This window comes from Streptomyces sp. NPDC005374 (assembly GCF_042872225.1).
Classification (GTDB): domain Bacteria; phylum Actinomycetota; class Actinomycetes; order Streptomycetales; family Streptomycetaceae; genus Streptomyces.
Genome location: NZ_JBIAKA010000009.1, coordinates 166,159 through 189,277, shown reverse-complemented (window position 1 = coordinate 189,277; position 23,119 = coordinate 166,159). Strand labels below are relative to the sequence as shown.

Sequence of the window (23,119 nt, the reverse complement as noted above, 5' to 3'; positions counted from 1 at the left end):
GGGGCCGACGACGGCTCGGACGGTGAGAGGACGTGGTGATCGGGATGGGTGAGATGTCGGTCGGGTCGATGGGGGCGGTCGCGGGATGCCTCGGAGTGGCCGTGTGGCTGTCGGGCGGGCGCCGTTCCGGGGCGCGGCGGGCACAGGCGCTGTTCGAGGGCGGCGGGGTGGCGGGGGTCGGACCTCCGCCGTGGCAGCGCCTGCTGGGGGAGCTGGGGCGGGTTCGTGGGCGGCTGGGGTTCGAGTGGTGGGCGGCGGTCGCCGGGCTGGTGCTCGCGGTGCTGGGGGCGTCGGTGGTGCCGCTCGTCGCGGGGGCGGCCGGGGTGCCGTTGCTGCGGCGGGTGCGGGTGGCCCGGGAGGAGCGTCGGGTTCGGGAGCGGCGGACGGACGCGGTGATCGCGCTGTGCGCGACGGTCGCCGGGGAGGTGAGGGCGGGGCGGCAGCCGGGGGAGGCGCTGGTGTGGGCTGTGCGGGACTTCGAGGTGGCGGCGGCTCGCGGACCGGACTCGGGCGGGTCCGGGCCTGGCCGGCCGGGTCCTGAAAACACCGGGGGCGGCGGGCGCCGCTTGGGGAGGCTGCGGTCGGGTGGACTGCGGTCTCACGGGGCGCGGTCGGGCCAACTGCGCGTCGGTCTCGGTGCGCCGGAGTCGGGTGGGCCCGGAGAGTCGGGTGGGCTCGGGGACGCGCAGGCGGTCGTGCTGGCGGCGGCCCGGTTCGGTGGGGATGTCCCGAGGGCTCTCGCGGCCGGGGCTCGGCAGCCGGGGGCGGAAGGGCTGTTGGGGCTTGCCGCGTGCTGGCGGGTTGCCGTGGACCAGGGCGCGGGCCTCGCGGCCGGGCTGGACCGGCTCGAAGGGGCGTTGCGGGCTGAGCGGGACCAACGGGACGACCTGCGCGCGCAGTTGGCCGGAGCGCGGTCCACGGCGTGGATGCTCGCCGCCTTGCCGGCCCTGGGGCTGGGCCTGGGCGCCGCCCTCGGCGCCGATCCCCTGCATGTCCTGCTGCACACCGGGAGCGGGCTGGGCTGTCTCCTGGTCGGCGGTCTGCTGGAAGGCCTCGGGATGTGGTGGGCGATGCGGATCGTGCGGGGAGCTGAGGCGGCGTGAGCGCGGAAGTTGTCCACAGGCTGGGGGTGGTCGTGGGGATGGCCATGGGCGCCGCCTGGCTCGCCCGATGGGTTGTCGCGGCACGGCGTGAACGGAGGTTGAAGCGGCGGCTCGGTGAGCTGTTGGCCGTCGCGGAGGCCACGGCAGAGGGCCCGCGGTTCGAGGGGCGGGAGCTCCTGCGGCGGTGGCTGCCCGTGGTCGGTGCCGGGTGCGCCGGGTGGGTTCTGGTCGGCGGAGTCCCCGGCGCGGTGGTCGGCCTGGTCGTCGCGGTGGGCCTGTGGCGGTGGCGGTGGCGGTGGCGGCTCCGGCAGGAGGCCGGCATGGCTGCCCCGGAGGCCGACCTGCGAGAGGCGGCCCGCCAACTCCCGCTCGCCGCCGATCTCCTGGCCGCGTGTATCGCGGCGGGCGCCGGTCCGGTGATCGCCGCGCAGGCCGTCGGAGAGGCACTGCGCGGGCCGGTGGGGGAGGGACTCGCGCGCGGGGCGGCGGAGGTGCGGCTCGGCGGTGAACCGGGTGAGGCCTGGCGAGGGCTCGCCACGACACAGGGCGCCGAACCGCTGGCGCGGCTGCTGACACGCGCTGACGTGACAGGGGTGCCCGCCGCCGGGCCGGTCGCCGGACTTGCGGCGGACGCGCGCGCCGACTGGGGGCGTGCCGCGACGGCACGGGCACGGCGAGCGGCAGTGCTGGTCACCGCGCCGGTGGGGCTGTGTTTCCTGCCCGCGTTCATCGCCGTCAGCGTACTGCCGATCGTCATCGGACTCGCGGGCGGAGTCCTGGGAGGAGGTGGGAGATGACGGACGACAGCCGCTGAGCTGGCGGACGAACAGGCAGACAGGCAGTCAACGAAGCTGATCCTCACGGGGGTTGAGATGTACAAGACGGTATGGGCGCGGATGCGTGCCCTGGTGTGCAGGACGATGTGCGGGGCGCGGTCGATGCGCGAGGACAAGGGGATGGTCACCTCCGAGTACGCGATGGGGATCGTCGCGGCGGTGGCGTTCGCGGTCGTGCTCTACAAGGTGGTGACGAGCGGGGCCGTGAGTGCAGAGCTTCAGGCCATCGTGAAACGGGCGCTCGATGCGAAGGCGTGAACGGGCGGCGGACCAGGGGTTCGTGACGGCGGAGTCGGCCATGGTGCTGCCCGTTCTGGTGATGTTCGCGATGGCGCTGGTGTGGGGGCTGCTCGTGGTGGCCGCACAGATCCAGTGCGTGGACGCGGCCCGGGCGGGTGCCCGGGCCGCGGCCCGCCAGGACTCCGCCGACGCGGTCGTCCAGGTGGCCCGGGAGACGGCCCCGCGCGATGCGGAGGTCACGGTCGCCCGCGAGGGCGACCGGGTCCGCGTGGTGGTCGTGGCGAAACCGCCCGCACTGCACGGCCTGCCCTTCGAGGTGCGGGAGGAGGCCGTGGCGTTGGCGGAGGAGACGGTGGACACGGTGGGGGGAGGGGGATGAGCGTCGATGCGGCGAGGGGTGACGTCTCGGAGCGTTCGGAGCACGGGGCTGCCTCTGCCGGGTCCCCAGATGCTGGGCCTGCTACCGCCCGGTCCGCCGCTGACGTGCGCCGCGCCAACTCCCGCCGTGCCTCCGCCAGGTTCGCCGTCGCCTGCCTCGTCAAGGCTCGCGGCGCTGCCACCCGGTTCGTCGGCGCCCACGCCCCCGGTGCCCGGGCGGACCGGGGATCCGCCACCGTCTGGAGTGTCGGTGCCATCGCGATGCTGTGCGTGGTGTTCGGGGGAGTGCTGGCCCTGGGGCAGGCAGTCGTCGTACGGCATCGTGCGGCCGGCGGTGCGGATCTCGCGGCGCTCGCGGCGGCGGACCACTGGTCCGACGGCCCGGGAGCGGCCTGTGTCCGGGCGGAGGGGGTGGCGAGGGCCCAGGGCGTGCGGCTCGTCCGGTGCGCGGTGGTCGGCGAGATCTCGGACGTGACGGCGGCCTCGGGAAGGGGGCCGTTCACGGCGGAGATGAGGGCACGGGCGGGGCCTGCGGGCCCGGTCCCGTCGGGGGTGCCGCTTCCACCGGGACCGGATGGGGCGACGTATCCGGATGATCCGGCGGTTCCGGGGGCTCCGGCGCCGACGGAGGGGTGAGACCCGGTGCTCTTGCCTCCGAGGGCGACTGGGAGGGGGTGGGCTGAGAGCCCGCTTCTGGGCGGCTGGGTGAGACGGGGCTGAGAGTCCACGTTCGGGCGGCCGGGTGAGACGGGGCCGTGCCCCGTTCTTCCGAGGCCTGGGTGAGGCCAGGCTTTGAGCCTCGTTCCGACACCGGGGTGAGGTTGTGGAGTCAGCACCCACTCGGTACCAGGGTGAGGGCCGCGATCTCTGTTCCGGCACCCGGGGGCGCGGCTACCACCTCGCCCCCCATGGGACGCGACTACGACCTCGCCCCCGGCACCCCGGGCAGCTCCGCCCCCGTGCTCGCCCCCTCCTCCGGCGCTCCCCGCAACAGCACCGTGAGCAGCCGCACCGCCCCCCTCTTGTGCAGCGGGTCGTTGCCGTTGCCGCACTTGGGGGACTGGATGCAGGACGGGCAGCCGGCTTCGCACTCGCAGGAGTCGATGGCCTGGCGGGTGGCGGTGAGCCAGGCGCGGGCGGTGTGGAAGGCGCGCTCCGCGAAGCCCGCGCCGCCCGGGTGGCCGTCGTAGACGAAGACCGTGGGGAGCAGTGTGTCGGGGTGGAGAGGGATCGACACGCCGCCGATGTCCCAGCGGTCGCAGGTCGCGAAGAGGGGCAGCAGGCCGATCGAGGCGTGTTCGGCGGCGTGCAGGGCGCCGCCGAGGATCTCCGGGTTGATCCGGGCCTCGTCGAGCTGGTCCTCGGTGACCGTCCACCACACCGCGCGGGTGCGCAGCGTGCGAGGAGGGAGGTCGAGTTTCGTCTCACCGAGCACTTCACCGGTGATCAGACGTCTGCGGAGGAAGGAGACCACCTGGTTGGTGACCTCGACGGAGCCGTAGCACAGGCGGCCGTCGCCCCAGGGGATCTCGGTGTCCGTCTCGAGGACGGTGATGGAGGTCGTGTCGCGGGCGACCGTCGAGTAGGACGGGTTCGCCTCCTCGACCAGGGCGACCGAGTCCTCCAGGTCCAACGACCGCACCAGATAGGTGCGGCCCTGGTGGAGGTGGACCGCGCCCTCGTGGACGGTGGTGTGGGCGGCGCTCGCGTCGACCGTGCCGAGGAGACGGCCTGTGCCGGACTCGACGATCTGGACCGGCGGGCCGCCCTCCCCGCGGATGTCGGTGAGGTCGGCGGCGCGTTCCCGCCGGGTCCAGTGCCAGGCCTTGGTGCGGCGGCGCAGGAGCTTCGCGGCCTCCAGCTGGGGCAGCAGGTCCTCGCATGCCGGGCCGAACAGTTCCATGTCCTCGTCCGTCAACGGCAGTTCGGCCGCGGCGGCGCACAGGTGCGGGGCGAGGACGTACGGGTTGTCGGGGTCCAGGACCGTGGACTCCACGGGCTGGTCGAAGAGGGCCTCGGGGTGGTGGACGAGGAAGGTGTCCAGGGGGTCGTCGCGGGCGACCAGGACGGCCAGGGCGCCCTGGCCCGCGCGGCCGGCCCGGCCCGCCTGCTGCCACAGGGAGGCGCGCGTGCCGGGGTAGCCGGAGATCAGTACGGCGTCCAGCCCGGAGACGTCGATGCCGAGTTCCAGGGCGGTCGTGGCGGCAAGACCCAGCAACTCTCCCGAATGGAGGGCCTGTTCCAGGGCGCGGCGCTCCTCGGGGAGGTAGCCGCCGCGGTACGCCGCCACGCGCCGGGCGAGGGAGCGGTCGACCGCGGCCAGCCGCTCCTGGGCGATCACGGAGATGAGCTCCGCGCCGCGCCGGGAGCGGACGAAGGCGACGGAGCGCACGCCCTGCACGGCGAGGTCGGTCAGCAGGTCTGCCGTCTCCGCCGTGGCCGTGCGGCGGACCGGGGCGCCCTTCTCGCCCTGCATGTCGGTGAGCGGGGGTTCCCAGAGGGCGAACACCAGTTCACCGCGAGGTGAGGCGTCGTCGGCGACCTCGACCACCGGGAGGCCGGTCAGGCGGCGGGCGGCCACCGACGGCTCGGCGGCGGTCGCGGAGGCGAGCAGGAAGACGGGAGAGGCGCCGTAGCGGGCGCACAGGCGGCGCAGGCGGCGCAGCACCTGGGCGACGTGGGAGCCGAAGACGCCCCGGTAGGTGTGGCACTCGTCGATGACGACGTACTTGAGAGCCTTCAGGAAGGACGACCAGCGCGCGTGGGACGGGAGTATCCCGCGGTGCAGCATGTCCGGGTTGGTGAGGACGTAGTTGGCGTACTGGCGGACCCACTCGCGTTCCTCGAACGGCGTGTCGCCGTCATAGACCGCTGGTCGTACCGAATTGGCCAGCGGTTGTGAAAGTTCCTTCACCGAGCGGCACTGGTCCGCCGCCAGGGCTTTTGTGGGGGCCAGGTAGAGCGTGGTGGCGCCGCGGCCGTTCGGGGCCTCCGAGCCGTCAAGGAGGGTGGAGAGGACGGGCACGAGGTACGCCAGTGACTTGCCGGAGGCGGTGCCGGTGGCGACGACGACCGACTCGCCGTCCAGGGCGTGTTCCGCCGCGAGGGCCTGGTGGGCCCAGGGGTGTTCGATGCCGCACGCCTGGACGGCCGCGACGACCTCCGAGCGGATCCGGTCGGGCCAGACGGCATGGCGGCCCTCACGTGGGGGCAAGTGCTCCGTATGAGTGATGCGCGCAGCCCGGCTCGGCCCGGCGGCGAGCCGGTCGAGGACCGTGCTCGGTGTGGGGCGGGAGCCGGGGTCCGTCGAGGGTCGATCGGATCGGAGATTCTTGGCCATCGGCACCGAGTGTGTCACTGGCGTGACGGACAATGGGACCAAGGCGTCGTGCACGCCTGCCGGTAAGTGATTGAATGCCATCGCGGCTGGCGAACCGTCCCGGGGGCTCTGCCGAGGTGTCCCGAGGGGCGACCGCTCGATAGCAAGGTGCTGGAGGATCCGTGGACCTGTCCCTGTCGACCGAGACCATCGGCGATCGCACGATCGTCAGGGTCGGTGGCGAAATCGACGTATATACCGCGCCCAAGCTGCGCGAGCAGCTGGTCGAGCTGGTGAACGACGGCAGTTTCCACCTTGTCGTCGACATGGAGGGCGTGGATTTCCTCGACTCCACCGGACTCGGCGTACTGGTCGGCGGCCTGAAGCGGGTGCGTGCCCATGAGGGCTCGCTGCGCCTGGTCTGCAACCAGGAGCGCATTCTCAAGATCTTCCGTATCACCGGCCTCACCAAGGTGTTCCCGATCCACACCTCGGTCGAGGAAGCGGTGGCGGCGACCGACTGACCGGTTCCCGGGTCCGTGCCCGGGGCGGCAGGAGGACGTCGACAGAAGTACAAGGAGGGGGTCCGGGCTTTCGGCGGCCCGGTCCCCCGACAGCACGCCCGTAGTTCCGAGGGGGACGTATGGCCACCGTTGAACTCCGTTTCAGCGCGCTGCCCGAGCACGTCAGGACCGCCCGACTGGTGGCGGCAGCGGTGGCGCGCAGGGCCGGGGTGGACGAGGCCGTTCTCGACGAGGTCAGACTCGCTGTCGGCGAGGCCTGCACCCGTGCCGTCGGACTGCACCAGAGCGGCGGCATCACCGCGCCGGTCCAGGTGCTGCTGATCGAGGAGGAGAAGCAGTTCTCCATCGAGGTCGGCGACGAGGCGCCGCGTTCCGCCCCGGGTGACCGGGCGCCGGGCGCCGCGGGCGAGGAGTTCGATGCCGAGGCAGAGGAGGACGAGATGGGCCTCGCGGTCATCAGCGGCCTCGTCGACGATGTCGAGGTCACCGCAGGGGAGCACGGCGGCCAGATCCGTATGACCTGGCCGACCACACCGCCGGTCGCGATGCTTCCCTGAAGGTCCCTCGATTTTCTCGATTCTCTCGGTATTCGAATCAAATATCTGTTCGACATGCGGAAGGGTCCTACCGATCGGTAGGACCCTTCCGCATGTCGGCGTGGGCTTTCTGTGCCTACAGTGGTCTGGTGCGATGCATTTCGTGAATTGGTTCACGATCTAGATATCGGGTCATGAATGCCTTCGGGGCATTACTGCGTTCAGGTTCCGTAAAGGTGAATTCCGTTTACCGCGCCCTGTTTTGATCAGGACGGGGTACCTACAATCCGTCCACATCTTGAGCTCAGCCCAAGCGTCAAGGAGGACGAATGGCGGGGCTTTCTACCCCTGATCAGTTTGACCACCCCACAACCCTCGCGGCTGCGGTGCTCACCGACGACAACCGGGTGCTGATCGCGGTCATCGCGGTCGTTGCCCTCGCGGCGCTCGTGGTGGCGGGTGTCCTGGTACGCCAGGTGCTCGCGGCCGACGAGGGCACCGACAGCATGAAGAAGATCGCCGCAGCGGTCCAGGAAGGCGCGAACGCCTATCTGGCACGCCAGTTGCGCACGCTCGGCGTATTCGCCGTCATCGTGTTCTTCCTGCTCATGCTGCTCCCCGCGGACGACTGGAATCAGCGCGCGGGCCGATCCGTGTTCTTCTTGATCGGCGCGGCGTTCTCGGCGGCCACCGGCTATATCGGCATGTGGCTCGCCGTGCGCAGCAATGTGCGTGTGGCCGCGGCGGCGCGAGAAGCCACTCCGGCGGAAGGTGAGCCGGAAAAGGATCTCACCGCCGTCTCGCACAAAGCCATGAAGATCGCTTTCCGTACCGGCGGCGTGGTCGGCATGTTCACGGTGGGGCTCGGTCTGCTGGGCGCCTCCTGTGTGGTGCTGGTGTACGCGGCCGACGCGCCGAAGGTCCTGGAGGGCTTCGGTCTGGGCGCGGCCCTCATCGCGATGTTCATGAGGGTCGGCGGCGGCATCTTCACCAAGGCCGCCGACGTCGGCGCCGACCTGGTCGGCAAGGTCGAACAGGGCATCCCGGAGGACGATCCGCGCAACGCCGCGACCATCGCCGACAACGTGGGCGACAACGTCGGCGACTGCGCGGGCATGGCGGCCGACCTCTTCGAGTCGTACGCCGTGACCCTGGTCGCCGCGCTGATCCTCGGCAAGGCGGCCTTCGGCGACGCCGGACTGGCCTTCCCACTGCTCGTCCCGGCGATCGGCGTGCTCACCGCGATGATCGGCATCTTCGCGGTCGCCCCGCGCCGCTCCGACCGCAGCGGTATGTCCGCGATCAACCGCGGGTTCTTCATCTCCGCGGTGATCTCGCTCGTCCTGGTGGCGATCGCCGTCTTCGTCTACCTCCCGGGGAAGTACGCCGACCTCGACGGCGTCACCGACACCGCGATCAGCGGCAGGGACGGCGACCCGCGGATCCTCGCGCTCGTCGCGGTGGCGATCGGCATCCTGCTCGCCGCCGTCATCCAGCAGCTGACCGGCTACTTCACCGAGACGACCCGCCGCCCGGTCCAGGACATCGGCAAGACCTCGCTCACGGGGCCCGCCACCGTCGTCCTCGCCGGTATCTCCATCGGTCTCGAGTCGGCCGTCTACACCGCCCTGCTGATCGGCCTCGGCGTCTACGGCGCGTTCCTGCTCGGCGGCACCTCGATCATGCTGGCGCTGTTCGCGGTGGCGCTGGCCGGCACCGGCCTGCTCACCACGGTCGGTGTGATCGTCGCCATGGACACCTTCGGTCCGGTCTCCGACAACGCGCAGGGCATCGCCGAGATGTCCGGCGACGTCGAGGGCGCGGGCGCGCAGGTGCTCACCAACCTGGACGCCGTCGGCAACACCACCAAGGCCATCACCAAGGGCATCGCCATCGCCACTGCGGTCCTCGCGGCATCGGCGCTCTTCGGGTCGTACCGTGACGCGATCACGACCGGCGCGCAGGACGTCGGCGAGAAGCTCAGCGGCTCGGGCGCGCCGATGAGTCTGATGATGGACATCTCGCAGCCCAACAACCTCGTCGGCCTCATCGCGGGCGCGGCGGTCGTCTTCCTCTTCTCGGGGCTGGCGATCAACGCGGTGTCACGGTCGGCGGGCGCCGTGGTGTACGAGGTGCGGCGGCAGTTCCGCGAGCATCCCGGGATCATGGACTACAGCGAGGAGCCGGAGTACGGCAAGGTCGTCGACATCTGCACCCGGGACGCCCTGCGCGAGCTCACCACGCCCGGGCTGCTCGCCGTGATGGCGCCGATCTTCATCGGGTTCACGCTCGGTGTCGGCGCGCTCGGCTCGTTCCTGGCGGGCGCGATCGGGTCGGGCACGCTGATGGCGGTGTTCCTGGCGAACTCGGGCGGTGCCTGGGACAACGCCAAGAAACTCGTCGAGGACGGTCACTACGGCGGCAAGGGCAGCGAGGCCCACGCCGCGACCGTGATCGGCGACACCGTCGGCGACCCCTTCAAGGACACCGCCGGTCCCGCGATCAACCCGCTGCTGAAGGTGATGAACCTGGTGGCTCTGTTGATCGCGCCCGCGGTGATCAAGTTCAGCTACGGCGAGGACAAGAGCATCGGCGTACGGATCTTCATCGCCGTCCTCGCGTTCCTCGTGATCGCCGGCGCGGTCTACGTCTCCAAACGGCGCGGCATCGCCGTGGGTGACGAAGACAACGAGAAGAAGACGGCCAAGTCGGCGGATCCCGCGGTGGTTTCGTAGACCCTCCGACGAGTCCCAGCTCAAGAGGCGGGCGGGCGGCGCGCGTTCATGCGCCGCCCGCCCGCTCTGTGTGGGCCCGCCGATCGGCCGTGAGGCTTGTCTCGCCTGGTATAAACAGCCATAAAAGGGCCTGTACGTGATATTCGGTGCGTGGGTCTCGTGCGTGTGCTGTGTAAGGTCCGGGGGCTGAGAGGCCATGGAAGGGACCGATCCGGTGAACAAGAAGCTTGCGGCCGCACTGTCCAGCGGTGCGGTACTGGTACTGACGCTGACAGGCTGCGGTGGCAGCAAGGACAACAAGGAACTCGACGCCTGGGCCAAGAAGGTCTGCGACCTGGTGCCGGCCCAGAACAAGAAGATCACGGCGGCCTACGACGCGATCACCAAGGCGGCCGAGGACACCGAGAGCACCCCGGCGGAGCTCCAGAAGGCCGACTCGCAGGCATTCCAGGACCTGTCCGACGGCTACAAGGCGCGTGCCACGGTCATCCGCGACGCCGGTGCTCCTCCCGGTGCCGAGGACGGCGCGAAGAAGCTCCAGGACGCCGTCACGCAGCTCACCGCCCTCTCGGTGTCCTACTCCGGCATGAAGACTCAGGTGGACGGGCTCGACACCAAGGACCAGGCGAAGTTCGCGAGCGGCCTCAAGGACGTCTCGGCCGAGATGAAGAAGGTGGAGGCGCAGCGCCAGACCGCCCTCGCCGCGCTCAAGGAGCTGGAGTCCGGCGACACCAAGCAGGCGCTGGCCGAGCAGTCGGGCTGCAAGCCGGTCACCGCGTCCGCCGGGGCATCGGCCTCGGCCACCGACAGCTGACCGTTCGCGTGGACACCTCGGGCCTCGTGGGCCCCTCGGGTCCCGTAGGCCGAGCGGGCCCGCGAGTCGCCCCGTGGGGCGTTCCGACGGGGCGGGCGCGGGCCACAATGGTGGCGTGAGTACCTCCAGTCTGCCCACGCTGCCCGCCGCCCCCGCTCCCGGCCGCCCCGACGTCACCGCCCGGCTGAGGGACGCCCTTCTCGCCGCCTCCTTCACCGCCGACGGGTTGCTCGAACTGCTGGGCGCGCCCGCGTACGCCGCCCTCGCGCGCAGCGAGACCGTGCCCGCCCTCCGGGCCACCCGCGGGGACACCCCGCTGGAAGTCCTCGTACGCCTGTTCCTCCTCCAGCAGCCGGTGCCGCACGCGCGCGTGGACGGCGTTCTGCCCGTCGACGCGTGTCTGGAGAGCGGGTGGCTGGTGCGTACCGGCGCCGCCGGGGACGAGGTGGCCGCGACCGTCGATGTACGGCCGTACGGCGGGCCCGACGGCGAGGACTGGTTCATCGTGTCGGACCTGGGCTGTGCCGTCGGCGGCGCGGGTGGCATCGGCAACAGTGACGAAGGTGTCGTCCTCGGGGTCGGCGGTGCCTCCACGACGCTCGCCGGCATCACCGTCCGCACGCCCGTCGGCGCCGCCCTCGACCTCGGCACCGGCTCCGGGATCCAGGCCCTGCACGCGGTACAGCACGCCACGCGCGTGACGGCCACCGACCTCAACCCGCGCGCGCTGCACATCACCGCGCTCACGCTGGCGCTCTCCGGCGCCCCGGCCGCCGATCTGCGGGAGGGCTCACTGTTCGAGCCGCTCAAACAGGGGGAGACGTACGACCTGATCGTGTCGAACCCGCCCTTCGTGATCTCGCCCGGCGCGCGGCTGACGTACCGCGACGGCGGCATGGGCGGGGACGATCTGTGCCGCTCGGTCGTTCAGGGGGCGGGAGAGCTGCTGAACGAGGGCGGGTTCGCGCAGTTCCTCGCCAACTGGCAGCACGTCGCGGGGGAGGACTGGCAGGACAGGCTCAGGTCGTGGGTTCCGCGCGGGTGCGACGCGTGGATCGTGCAGCGCGAGGTGCAGGACGTCACGCAGTACGCCGAGCTGTGGCTCAGGGACGCCGGTGACCACCGGGGAGACCCGGCCGAGTACCAGGCGCTCTACGACGCCTGGCTGGACGAGTTCGAGGCGCGCAAGGTGAAGGCCGTCGGTTTCGGCTGGATCACCCTGCGCAGGACGGGTTCCGCCGTGCCCTCCGTCACCGTGGAGGAGTGGCCGCACCCGGTCGAACAGCCGCTCGGAGACACCGTCCGGGCGCACTTCGAGCGCCTGGACTACTTGCGCGCCAACGACGACGCCGCCCTGCTGGAGGGCCACTTCACACTCGTGCCCGAGATCGTCCAGGAGCAGGTCGGGCTGCCCGGCGCCGAGGACCCGGAGCACGTCGTGCTGCGCCAGAACCGCGGGATGCGCCGGGCCACCAAGGTGGACACGGTCGGCGCGGGCTTCGCCGGCGTGTGCGACGGCTCGCTGAGCGCCGGTCGCATCCTCGACGCCATCGCCCAACTCATGGGCGAGGACCCGGTCCTGCTGCGCGACCGTACGCCCGCGCAGATCCGGCTGCTGGTGGAGCAGGGGTTCCTGGAGCCGGCGTGACCCGCCGCAGCTGAGCGCGACGGGGCGCGGCGCTGCCGAGGTGTCCTGGCCAGCAGGCACTGCCGAGAGGGCTCGGCACAGTCGCTGCTGAGGCGTGCTCGCACTCCTGTGGCCGGTGTGCCCGCTCTGGCGGGATTGCTCCGGAAAAGGGCTGCTGTCAGTGGCGGGTGCGAAGCTACCTTCAAGAGACAGAGCCGTGCGTTCTCGGGGGAGGCGCGCTGTCTCGGCTCAGGTCTCGGGGGGAGGCGTGATGGCGGGGGAGACGCCGGATCACGGCGAGGACAGGATCATCAACGGCCGGTACCGGCTGCTGCGGACGCTCGGCGCGGGCGGCATGGGCCGCGTCTGGCTCGCACACGACGAAGAGCTGGCCTGCGAGGTCGCGATGAAGGAGATCGCGCTTCCGGACGTGCCCGAGGACACGGCCGAGACGGCCCAGCGCATCGCCCGCGCCCGCAGCGAAGCCCGGCACGCGGCCCGGCTGCGCGGCCATCCGCACGTGGCGACGGTGCACGACGTGGTGATGTACGAGGAACTGCCGTGGATCGTCATGGAGTACGTGCCGGACGCCGTGGACCTCCAGGCGGTCGTACGGCGTTCGGGGCCGCTGTCGCCCGGGCAGGCGGCCCGGATCGGTCTCGCCGTCCTCGACGCGCTCACCGCCGGACACCGCATCGGCATCCTCCACAGGGATGTGAAACCGGCCAACATCCTTCTGGCGCCGGACGCTTCGGGCGACCCCTACGCGCGTGTGCTGCTCACCGACTACGGCATCGCCCTCCAGCCGGAGTCCCGCGAGCCCCGGCTCACCGCGACCGCGGGCATCCTCGGCACGCCCGGCTATCTCGCTCCGGAGCGCGCGCGGGGTGAACCGCCCACCCCGGCCGCCGACCTGTTCTCCCTGGGCGCCACGCTGTACGCCACCGTCGAGGGCCGCGGCCCCTTCGACCGCCACGGCGAGTACGCCACGCTGACGGCCCTGCTGGGCGAGGACCCCACCCCGCCCGCCCGGGCCGGTGAACTGGCGCCGGTGCTGATGGGACTGCTGGTCAAGGATCCGGTGCGCAGGTTCTCGCCGGAGGCGGTGCAGCGAGGGCTGGAGCGGGTCGTACAGGGCACGGCGGGGGCGTGGGGCGCCAGGGGCGCGGGCGTGGGCGCGCCGGGCCCGGGGTACGGCTCCCCGGCCGGAGCGTTCGGGCCGCCTGCCGGTGAGTGGGGCCGGACGCCGGGTACACCGTCGACGCCGAACACTCCGGCAGACGCGGGCGGCGGTGCAGGTGGTCCGGCCATGCCGGGAGGCGGCGGTGCCGGCGACCGTGCTTCGGGTGACGGCGGCTTCGGCTCCGGAGGGTCGGCGACGCCCGGTACGCCGCCGTACGGCGCGTGGCCGCCGCCCGCAGGACAGACGCCGGAACCTGGCAACCCCTATGCGCGGGGCGGCAGTTCACCGTCTCCGGCCGGTCCGTATGCGGGTGGTCCGGCGACCCCGTACTCGGGCGGTGGCACCCCGCAGACGTATGGGAGCGGGTCGCTCGGCGGATACGGCGACCCCGGCGGATACGGCGGATACGGAGGCTCGGGCGGGTTCACCGTCGCGGGTGCGCCCACTGTCCTCGGTGGACCGGGCGGTCCCGGCGGCCGTGGTGGTCAGGGATCCCCGCCACCGCGCCCCGCCGGAGGGAAACGCCCCGCCGGAGGGAAACGCCTCGCGCTCATCGCTCTCGTCGTCGGAGTGCTTCTCGTCGCCGCGGGCGGCGCGTGGGGGATCGTGTCGCTGACCGGGGACGACGGCAGGAAGGACACCGCGACCAAGTCGTCGGCGTCGTCCTCGTCCGGCCCGGGCGGATCGCGGGGGACATCGGCGCCGACCGGGCCGGTGCTGCCGTACGGCGAGTCGGTCGGGCTCGACGAGCCCCTGGAGACCGGCGACTGCGTGCAGGCGGTGTGGTCGGGAACGCCGTTCAGGTCGGCGCCGAACCTCGGGGTCGTGGACTGCGCGGACGACTGGCCCGACGGACAGGTCGTGGCGGTCGACACGGCCGCCGACTTCGCCGACGCCGAGGCGCAGGGCGCCAAACGCTGCGCGAACCTGAGCCGGACCGTCGTGGACGCGCTGCCGGACGCGGACGGATACGCCGTCGTGCCGACCGAGGAGGGCTTCCGCGCGGCGGGCGGCGGTACGGCATGCCTCGTACTGGGCCGTCACGCCGCGATAGGCGGCGAGGTGGGCCGCTTCCGGGACCTGGGGACAGACCTGTGGGTCGGTCAGATGAGCGTCGGGGACTGCTGGGTGTACCAGCAGCTCGACGACGGCTACAAGGCGCCGCTCACCGACTGCTCGAAACCGCACACCGACCAGGTGATCGGCACCGTTCAGGCCCCGGCCGAAATGACCTACAAGAAGGGCACCGACAACGCGACCAAGTTGTGCGGCAACAAATTCGAGTCGACCTGGGCGTCCGGTCAGGAGCGCCTCGTGTACGGCTGGGTGGCCGACGAGGACGACTGGAAGAAGGGATTCAACAAGATCGTGTGCACGGTGAGCCTGACCGACAACAAGAAGTCGAGCGGGAAGATACCGCCGCCGGGAGCGGCCTGAAACCGTTCGCGAACCGTCCGCGCGGTCCGAAACCGCTCGGCTTCCGGTCCGGATCCGGCGCGCTCCCGGTCGGTGTCGTGAGGGATCAGGGTGAGAACCGGGCATGAATCGGACGGGATCGGTGACCGGCCGGGCGCGGGCCGGGGCGGGGGCCGGGCGGTCGATCGGGGGCGGCCCGGGGGAGTGCACAGCCGAGTCGGCCCGGCGTTCACCCGGGGTTCGCCCGCCCGCCGCCCGTGCGTGCCAGTCTCCATGGAAGGCGCACGCGCGGCCGGGAGAAAAGGGGCACGGGGACCATGGAGAGCGGACCGGCGGTCTTCGCGGGAGTGGTCTTCGCCCTGTTCGGAGGAGGGCTGCTGGTGTGGACCGCGGCCTGTGTACGCCACCGCGAACCCGTCGCCCACGGTGTGAGTCCCGTCGCATCCGCGACCCTCGCGACCCTTGCCGCGCTCGTCACGCTGGCCCTCGCCGCGTGGTGCTTCACGCGCCTCTAGGACGCCTTCCGGGACGCCTGCGCGAGCAGCTCGAACAGTAATTGGGAGATCGCGCTCCGGATCAGCCCGAAAAGGCCGGTGAGGACTCCGGGCGGCAGGAATGGCGGTAGTCGGGTTACCGTTCGAGTGGCCGTTGCGGGCTTTTCCCGTTTGACACGGGGGCGGGATGTACCGTCACACTCCGCAGCGTCAGCATGACCCGACCCCGGGAACCAAGGCCTGGGGAGATCCCCAACGCCGACCGGAGAGAAGAGCGAAGTTGTCCCCGACCAGCGAGACCGCACACGGCGGCCGCCGACTCGTCATCGTCGAGTCGCCTGCCAAGGCGAAGACGATCAAGGGCTATCTCGGCCCCGGATACGTCGTCGAAGCGAGCGTCGGGCACATCCGCGACCTCCCCAACGGTGCCGCCGAGGTGCCGGAGAAGTACACCGGCGAGGTGCGCCGGCTCGGCGTGGACGTCGAGCACGACTTCGCCCCGATCTATGTGGTCAACGCCGACAAGCGGGCGCAGGTCAAGAAGCTCAAGGACCTGCTGAAGGACTCCGACGAGCTCTTCCTCGCCACCGATGAGGACCGCGAGGGCGAGGCCATCGCGTGGCACCTCCAGGAGGTCCTGAAGCCCAAGGTCCCGGTCAAGCGGATGGTCTTCCACGAGATCACCAAGGCCGCGATCCAGGCCGCCGTCGCCAACCCGCGCGAGCTGAACCAGAAGCTCGTCGACGCCCAGGAGACCCGCCGCATCCTCGACCGCCTCTACGGCTACGAGGTCTCGCCGGTCCTGTGGAAGAAGGTCATGCCGCGCCTGTCGGCCGGCCGTGTCCAGTCGGTCGCCACCCGGCTCGTCGTGGAGCGGGAACGCGAGCGCATCGCGTTTCGTTCCGCTGAGTACTGGGACCTGACGGGCACCTTCGCGACCGGCCGCGCGGGGGACTCCTCGGACCCGTCGTCGCTGGTCGCCCGTCTCCAGACCGTCGACGGCAGGCGGGTCGCGCAGGGCCGCGACTTCGACTCCCTGGGACAGATCAAGAGCGCGAACACCCTCCACCTCGACGAGGCGAACGCGCGCGCCCTGGCCGCCGCCCTGGACCAGACGCGGTTCGCGGTCCGCTCGGTCGAGTCGAAGCCGTACCGCCGCTCGCCGTACGCCCCGTTCCGTACGACGACCCTCCAGCAGGAGGCCTCGCGCAAGCTCGGCTTCGGCGCGAAGGCGACCATGCAGGTGGCCCAGAAGCTGTACGAGAACGGCTTCATCACCTATATGCGTACGGACTCCACGACCCTGAGCGAGACCGCGGTCAAGGCCGCCCGCGCCCAGGTCACCCAGCTCTACGGCGCCGAGTACCTGCCGTCCGCCCCGCGCACGTACGCCGGGAAGGTCAAGAACGCGCAGGAGGCGCACGAGGCGATCCGCCCCTCGGGTGATCGTTTCCGCACGCCCGCCGAGACCGGCCTGACCGGCGACCAGTTCCGGCTCTACGAGCTGATCTGGAAGCGCACGGTCGCCTCGCAGATGAAGGACGCCACCGGCAACAGCGTCACCGTCAAGATCGGTGGCACCGCCGCCGACGGCCGGGACGTCGAGTTCAGTGCCTCCGGCAAGACGATCACCTTCCACGGCTTCCTGAAGGCGTACGTCGAAGGCGCCGACGACCCGAACGCCGAACTCGACGACCGCGAGCGCAGGCTGCCCCAGGTCAACGAGGGCGACCCGCTGTCCGCCGAGGAGATCACGGTCGACGGGCACGCCACCAAGCCCCCGGCCCGCTACACCGAGGCCAGCCTGGTCAAGGAGCTCGAAGAGCGCGAGATCGGCCGCCCGTCGACGTACGCCTCGATCATCGGCACGATCCTCGACCGCGGCTATGTCTTCAAGAAGGGCACGGCACTCGTCCCGTCCTTCCTGTCCTTCGCCGTGGTCAACCTCCTCGAGAAGCACTTCGGCCGGCTTGTCGACTACGACTTCACCGCCCGGATGGAGGACGACCTCGACCGCATCGCCGCCGGTCAGGCGCAGTCCGTGCCGTGGCTGCGGCGCTTCTACTTCGGCGAGACGTTGCCGGACAGCGGCTCCGCCGCGGGCGGCGCGGCCGACGCGGGCAACGGCGACGGGGACCACCTTGGCGGCCTCAAGGAGCTCGTGACCGACCTCGGCGCGATCGACGCCCGAGAGGTGTCCTCGTTCCCGGTGGGCAACGACATCGTGCTCAGGGTCGGCCGCTACGGCCCCTACATCGAGCGCGGTGAGAAGGACTCCGAGAACCACCAGCGGGCCGACGTGCCCGAGGACCTGGCGCCGGACGAGCTGACCGTCGAGCTCGCGGAGGAGCTGCTCGCCAAGCCGAGCGGCGACTTCGAGCTGGGCGCCGACCCGGTGTCCGGCCACCAGATCATCGCCCGCGACGGCCGCTACGGCCCGTACGTCACCGAGGTGCTCCCCGAGGGCACCCCGAAGACCGGCAAGAACGCCGTGAAGCCGCGTACGGCCTCGCTGTTCAAGTCGATGGCCCTGGACACGGTGACCCTCGCGGACGCCCTCAAGCTGATGTCGCTGCCGCGTGTCGTCGGCGCCGACGCCGAGGGCCAGGAGATCACCGCGCAGAACGGCCGCTACGGCCCGTACCTGAAGAAGGGCACGGACTCGCGGTCCCTGCAGACCGAGGACCAGCTCTTCACGATCACCCTCGAAGAGGCGCTGGAGATCTACTCCCAGCCCAAGCAGCGCGGGCGGGCAGCCGCCAAGCCGCCGCTGAAGGAGCTGGGCGTGGACCCGGTCAGCGAGAAGCCGGTCGTGGTCAAGGACGGCCGCTTCGGGCCGTACGTCACCGACGGGGAGACCAACGCGACCCTGCGCTCCGGCGACAGCGTCGAGGAGATCACCCCGGAGCGCGGCTTCGAACTGCTCGCCGAGAAGCGGGCGAAGGCCCCCGCCAAGAAGACGGCGAAGAAGGCGCCCGCGAAGAAGGCCCCGGCCAAGAAGGCTCCCGCCAAGAAGGTGACCGCGGCCAAGAAGACCGTCGCGAAGAAGACGACGACGGCTGTGAAGAAGACGACCGCCACCGCGAAGAAGGCGGCGGCTTCGAAGGCGGCGGCCGAGGACTGAGTTCGGCGCTGTTCCTCCACTGAGGCTTCGCAATGCGAACGTCCCGGCATCACTTTGGTGTCGGGACGTGCGCACGTCAGGCTGGGCGCCCCGGGCTGTCGGTGGCTCCCGATAGGCTGAAAGCATGACTCGTGCGGAGCAGCCAACGGCCCCTGACCCGGCCCCCGACGACGCCTTGGTCGCGGACTCCCGCGAGCGCGCCGTCCGCGCCCTGCTGCGCAGGCCCCAGCTCAAACGCCTGTGGAGCGCCCACCTCGTCGGCGGAGTCGGCGACACCCTCGCACTTCTGGTGCTGGTGCTGCTGGCCTTTCAGGCGGAGGTCGTCGAGGACTCGTTCGGCGGCGGCTACCGCGGCCTGGCGTTCGCAGTGGCGACCGTCTTCGGTACGCGCATCCTGGCGACGCTGCTCTTCGGCGCCGTCCTGCTCGGCCCGCTGACGTCGCTCACGTCGCAGGAGGGTCCGCTCGACCGCCGCTGGACCATGGTCGGCGCGGACGGACTGAGGGCCGCGCTGCTCATCGTCGCCCCGCTGTGGATCGACTGGATGCCGGGCAACGCGCTGACGATGCTCCTGGTGACCGCCTTCGTGACCGGTGTCGCCGAGCGCCTGTGGACCGTGTGCCGCGAGAGCGCCGCGCCCGCCCTGCTGCCGGCTCCGCCGCCGGAAGGGGCGACGGTACGACCGCTGCCGGACCACCTGGACGCCCTGCGCCGCCTGTCGCTGCGTACGACCTTCGTGGTGATCCCGCTGGCCGGCGTCGCCCTCGTCGCCGCGAGTCTGCTCAACAACCTGCTGGGTTCCGGCATCGACTGGTTCGGCCAGCACCAGGCGGCCCTCGCCTCGTATGTCGCGGCCGGTCTGTTCGCCGCGTCCCTGTCGGTGCTGACCTTCCTGGAACTGCCCGACACCCGTACCCCGCGCGCGCGTTCACCGCTGGAGGGGCTGCGCCGGCCCAAGACGGGGACCGGCGTGGACAAGGGCCGTACCGGTGCGATCCCCCTGCTGGTGCCGGCCTGCGCGGCCGTCGCCGGGGCGATCGCGGCCGCCGTCGCCGTCGCCGTGCTGCACGCCGGCGACCTGGGTGGCGGCCCGGTGACGTACGGACTGATGGTGTCCGCGCTGACCGGCGGTGTCGTGGTCGGCGTCCGTACGGCGCCCCGGGTACTGGTCTCGCTGTCGCGGCGCCGGCTGCTCGCGCTGGCGATCGCCTTCACCGGCATCGCCCTGCTGGCCGCCGGGCTCGTCCCGGACCTCACCACCGTGCTGCTGATCGAGGTGCTGGCGGGTGTGGGTGCGGGCGTGGCCGCCAACACCGGTCACACCCTGCTCGACCAGGAGACCGAGGAGTACCGGCGGGCCCGGACCACCGAGCACCTGCACGCGGTCGTGCGGGTCAGCGTGGCGCTCGGGGCACTGGTCGCGCCCGTGGTCGCCGCGGCGATCGGGCCGCACCGGCTGGAGAACGGCAAGTTCGTGTTCGCGCACGGCGGTGCGGCGTTCGTCCTGATGCTGATCGGCGCGCTGCTGCTGCCGGTGGCCGCGGTGGTGCTGGCCAAGGTCGACGACCGGTCCGGAGTACCGCTCAGGCAGGACCTGCGGGACGCGCTGCTCGGCGGCGACGACCCGGTGACGGTGCCCGCCTCCTCAGGTTTCTTCATCGCGTTGGAAGGCGGCGACGGGGCCGGGAAGTCCACCCAGGCCGAGGCGCTCGCCGAGTGGATCCGGGCCAAGGGACATGAGGTCGTGGTGACGCGCGAGCCGGGGGCGACCCCGGTGGGCAAGCGGCTGCGGTCGATCCTGCTGGACGTGTCGAGCGCCGGACTGTCGCACCGCGCGGAGGCGCTGCTGTACGCGGCGGACCGCGCGGAGCACGTGGACACCGTGGTCAGGCCCGCGCTGGAGCGCGGTGCGGTCGTGATCTCCGACCGGTACATCGACTCATCGGTGGCGTACCAGGGCGCCGGGCGGGACCTGTCCCCGACGGAGATCGCCCGCATCAACCGCTGGGCGACGGACGGCCTGGTGCCCCATCTGACCGTGCTGCTGGACGTGTCCCCGGAGATCGCCCGTGAGCGGTTCACCGAGGCGCCGGACCGGCTGGAGTCGGAGCCCGCGGAGTTCCACGCGCGCGTGCGGTCCGGGTTCCTCACCCTGGCGGCCTCCGACCCCGGGCGGTACCTGGTCGTGGACGCGGGACAGGAGCCCGAGGCCGTCACCACCGTCGTACGGCATCGGCTCGACCAGACGCTGCCGCTGTCCGAGCAGGAGATACGGGAGCAGGAGGAGGCCCGGCGCAAGGCCGAGGAGGAAGCGCGCCGCAAGGCCGAGGAAGAGGCCGCGCGCAAGGCCGAGGAGGAGCGCCTGGAGCGCGAGCGCCAGGAGCAGCTCGCCCGGCTGAAGGCCGAGGAGGAGGAGCGTAAGCGGCGCGAGCTGGAGGAGGCCCAGCGCCGCGAGGCCGAGCGGCAGGCGGAGGAGGCCCGGCAGCGGGCCGAGGAAGCACGCAGGCGGGCCGAGGAGGAGCGGGCACGTCTCCTCGCCGAGGAGAAGGCGCGCGCCGAGCAGGAGGCACGGCGCAAGGCCCAGGAAGAGGCCGCCCGCAAGCGGGCCGAGGAGGAGGCGCGACTGCGTGCCGAGGCCGAGGAGCGGCGGCTGGAGAAGCAGCGCAAGGCCGAGGAGGCGTTGTTGCGGGCCGAGGAGGCGCGACGGCTCGCCGAGTCGGCCGCCGCGGTGGCGGAGGCGGGGCCGAAGCAGGCCGCCACTCCTGCGGCCGGGATGGATGCGGCGACCGTCCCCACGCCGGTGGTGACGCCGACCAACGCGTCGGGCGGGCCGGTGGACGAGACGGCTGTGCTGCCTCGGGTGTCCATGGCGAAGGACGACGAGGGTCCCTCCGGGGGCGGTCCGTCCAGGGGGCCCGACTCCGAGGTGACGGCGGAGTTGCCGCAGCCGCCGGTTCCTCCGGGTGCGGCGGACGAGACGGCCGTGTTGCCGCCTGTGCCTTCGGGTTCCGCCGATGAGACCGCGGTGCTTCCGCCCGTTCCTTCGGGTGCGGCGGACGAGACGGCCGTGCTGCCTCCGGTGACGCAGGACGGGCCTGACGGGCCTGCGGACCGGGTGCCGCCGGGGTACTTCCGGGACGCCGAGCGGACGCGGGAGCTGCCGCAGGTCGACGAGAAGGGGACGCCTCGGCGGAGGGCCCGGTCGGACTGGGCCGAGGAGACGCCGTTGGACGATCTGCCGTCGCTGGCCGACGAGTTGCTCGGGCCGCATGACGAGGAGTACGGGGACGGGCGGCGTCGGGGGCGGTAGCGGTTGGTTTGCGGGTGCAGGAGCGTGGGGGCTGGTCGCGCAGTTCCCCACGCCCCTGGGTGGGTGCGGGGAAGGCACGTCAAGCTGTACCCACCTGTTTGGGGGCGCGGGGAACTGCGCGACCAGCCCCCACCGGGCCGCGGTCGAAAAAACCTCTCGCAGCCCCGTTGTCAGTGGTCGCCCGCACAATGGGCCTCGTACCGCGAAGCATGACGAAAGGGCGGCGTGACCCATGACCGTATGGGACGACCTGGTCGGCCAGGAGAGGGTGAGCGAGCAGCTCGGGGCCGCCGCTCGGGATGCCGACGCCCTGGTCACCGCCATCGCCACCAGCGCCCCGCCTCCCGAAGCGTCGAAGATGACCCACGCCTGGTTGTTCACGGGACCGCCCGGGGCGGGGCGGAACCAGACGGCGAGGGCGTTCGCCGCCGCACTGCAGTGCGTCAGCCCGGACCGGGCTCTCGGCGGAGCTCCCGGCTGCGGGTTCTGCGACGGCTGTCATACGGCCCTGATCGGCACCCACGCCGACGTCACGTCCGTCGCCGCCGTCGGCAGCCAGATCCTCGCCGACGACATGCGGGACACCGTGAGGAAGTCCTTCACCTCGCCGGCGAACGGCCGGTGGCAGATCATCCTCGTCGAGGACGCCGAGCGGCTGAACGAGAAGTCGGCCAACGCGGTGCTCAAGGCCGTGGAGGAGCCCGCCCCGCGGACGGTGTGGTTGCTGTGCGCCCCTTCCATCGAGGATGTCCTGCCGACGATCCGCTCCCGTTGCCGGCACCTGAATCTGTCCACCCCCTCCGTGGACGCCGTCGCCGACATGCTCGTGCGCCGGGAGGGAATCGAGCCCGCCGCCGCGATGGCCGCCGCCCGTGCCACGCAGGGCCACGTCGACCGGGCCCGCCGCCTGGCCACCGACCCGGCCGCGCGTGAGCGCCGCGCCGCCGTGCTGAAGCTGCCCCTGCGTGTCGATGATGTCGGCGGCTGCCTCAGGGCGGCGCAGGAACTCGTCGACGCGGCGGCGGACGACGCCAAACAGCTCGCCGAGGAGATGGACGGCAAGGAGACCGAGGAGCTGAAAGTGGCGATGGGCGGCGGCCAGGGCGGCCGGATGCCGCGCGGCACAGCCGGCGTGATGAAGGACCTGGAGGACAGGCAGAAGCGCCGCAGGACGCGTACTCAGCGCGACAGCCTCGACCTCGCGCTGACCGACCTCACCGGCTTCTACCGCGACGTCCTCGCCCTCCAGCTCGGCTCCCGGGTGGCGATCGCCAACGCGGACGCCGAGGACGCCCTGGAGCGGCTCGCCCGTGGCAGTTCCCCGGAGACCACGCTCCGCCGTATCGAGGCGATCGGCGCCTGCCGCGTGGCCCTCGACCGCAATGTGGCCCCGCTGCTCGCCGTGGAAGCGATGACGATGGCACTGAGAGCAGGCTGAGAAGCGCGCCGGTGATCACTGGTTGACGGTGTCACTCGTACG

At 71.8% G+C, this 23,119-nt stretch carries 16 protein-coding genes; 15 read left to right on the top strand and 1 reads right to left on the bottom strand.

Features of this window, described 5'->3' with window-relative positions; all coding sequences use genetic code 11:
- Window positions 1-44: 44 nt before the first annotated feature.
- The 5 genes from ACFYRX_RS24025 (at window position 45) to ACFYRX_RS24005 (ending at window position 3,193) form a co-directional block, all read left to right on the top strand.
- Window positions 45-1,103 (top strand): type II secretion system F family protein, encoded by a 1,059-nt coding sequence (locus ACFYRX_RS24025; RefSeq protein WP_389103183.1) that lies wholly within the window; start codon window positions 45-47, stop codon window positions 1,101-1,103.
- Window positions 1,100-1,900 (top strand): type II secretion system F family protein, encoded by an 801-nt coding sequence (locus ACFYRX_RS24020; protein WP_389103181.1) that lies wholly within the window; start codon window positions 1,100-1,102, stop codon window positions 1,898-1,900. The genes ACFYRX_RS24025 and ACFYRX_RS24020 overlap by 4 nt, the downstream gene beginning before the upstream one ends.
- Before the next feature lie 75 nt (window positions 1,901-1,975).
- Entirely contained in the window at window positions 1,976-2,197 is a 222-nt protein-coding gene (locus ACFYRX_RS24015) for a DUF4244 domain-containing protein (protein ID WP_389103178.1), read from the top strand.
- Window positions 2,184-2,558 (top strand): TadE family type IV pilus minor pilin, encoded by a 375-nt coding sequence (locus ACFYRX_RS24010; RefSeq protein WP_389103175.1) that lies wholly within the window; start codon window positions 2,184-2,186, stop codon window positions 2,556-2,558. The genes ACFYRX_RS24015 and ACFYRX_RS24010 overlap by 14 nt, the downstream gene beginning before the upstream one ends.
- A 254-nt stretch (window positions 2,559-2,812) precedes the next feature.
- A complete protein-coding gene (locus tag ACFYRX_RS24005; RefSeq protein WP_389103683.1) occupies window positions 2,813-3,193 on the top strand; it encodes an Rv3654c family TadE-like protein in 381 nt (126 codons plus the stop codon).
- A 283-nt stretch (window positions 3,194-3,476) separates the two neighbouring features.
- On the opposite strand, the gene ACFYRX_RS24000 is transcribed toward ACFYRX_RS24005, so the two are convergent.
- The gene (locus ACFYRX_RS24000) at window positions 3,477-5,978 is read right to left on the bottom strand and encodes a DEAD/DEAH box helicase (RefSeq protein ID WP_389103172.1); all 2,502 of its coding nucleotides are present in this window, start codon (window positions 5,976-5,978) and stop codon (window positions 3,477-3,479) included.
- Window positions 5,979-6,058: 80 nt separating this feature from the next.
- On the opposite strand from ACFYRX_RS24000, the gene bldG reads away from it, so the two are divergent.
- From bldG to ACFYRX_RS23950, 10 genes are all read left to right on the top strand, one after another.
- A complete protein-coding gene (gene bldG, locus ACFYRX_RS23995; RefSeq protein WP_024885807.1) occupies window positions 6,059-6,400 on the top strand; it encodes an anti-sigma factor antagonist BldG in 342 nt (113 codons plus the stop codon).
- Between the two features lie 119 nt (window positions 6,401-6,519).
- Window positions 6,520-6,957 carry an ATP-binding protein gene (locus ACFYRX_RS23990; protein WP_389103169.1) on the top strand — a complete coding sequence of 146 codons (438 nt, stop codon included), beginning with the start codon at window positions 6,520-6,522 and terminating at the stop codon, window positions 6,955-6,957.
- Between the two features lie 308 nt (window positions 6,958-7,265).
- Entirely contained in the window at window positions 7,266-9,671 is a 2,406-nt protein-coding gene (locus tag ACFYRX_RS23985; RefSeq protein ID WP_389103168.1) for a sodium-translocating pyrophosphatase, read from the top strand.
- A 196-nt stretch (window positions 9,672-9,867) separates the two neighbouring features.
- Window positions 9,868-10,485 (top strand): small secreted protein, encoded by a 618-nt coding sequence (locus ACFYRX_RS23980; RefSeq protein ID WP_389103166.1) that lies wholly within the window; start codon window positions 9,868-9,870, stop codon window positions 10,483-10,485.
- Between the two features lie 115 nt (window positions 10,486-10,600).
- Window positions 10,601-12,133 carry a methyltransferase gene (locus ACFYRX_RS23975; RefSeq protein WP_389103164.1) on the top strand — a complete coding sequence of 511 codons (1,533 nt, stop codon included), beginning with the start codon at window positions 10,601-10,603 and terminating at the stop codon, window positions 12,131-12,133.
- Between the two features lie 250 nt (window positions 12,134-12,383).
- The gene (locus ACFYRX_RS23970; RefSeq protein WP_389103161.1) at window positions 12,384-14,732 is read left to right on the top strand and encodes a protein kinase; all 2,349 of its coding nucleotides are present in this window, start codon (window positions 12,384-12,386) and stop codon (window positions 14,730-14,732) included.
- 296 nt (window positions 14,733-15,028) lie between these two features.
- Window positions 15,029-15,226: a hypothetical protein gene (locus ACFYRX_RS23965; protein ID WP_389103159.1), complete on the top strand. Its 198-nt coding sequence runs from the start codon at window positions 15,029-15,031 to the stop codon at window positions 15,224-15,226.
- 259 nt (window positions 15,227-15,485) lie between these two features.
- Window positions 15,486-18,329 (top strand): type I DNA topoisomerase, encoded by a 2,844-nt coding sequence (gene topA / locus ACFYRX_RS23960; RefSeq protein ID WP_389103157.1) that lies wholly within the window; start codon window positions 15,486-15,488, stop codon window positions 18,327-18,329.
- Window positions 18,330-18,453: 124 nt separating this feature from the next.
- Window positions 18,454-21,639, top strand: coding sequence for a dTMP kinase (tmk, locus tag ACFYRX_RS23955; RefSeq protein WP_389103155.1), 3,186 nt, complete (start codon window positions 18,454-18,456; stop codon window positions 21,637-21,639).
- A 232-nt stretch (window positions 21,640-21,871) separates the two neighbouring features.
- The gene (locus ACFYRX_RS23950) at window positions 21,872-23,077 is read left to right on the top strand and encodes a DNA polymerase III subunit delta' (RefSeq protein ID WP_389103152.1); all 1,206 of its coding nucleotides are present in this window, start codon (window positions 21,872-21,874) and stop codon (window positions 23,075-23,077) included.
- The last annotated feature ends 42 nt before the right edge of the window (window positions 23,078-23,119 follow it).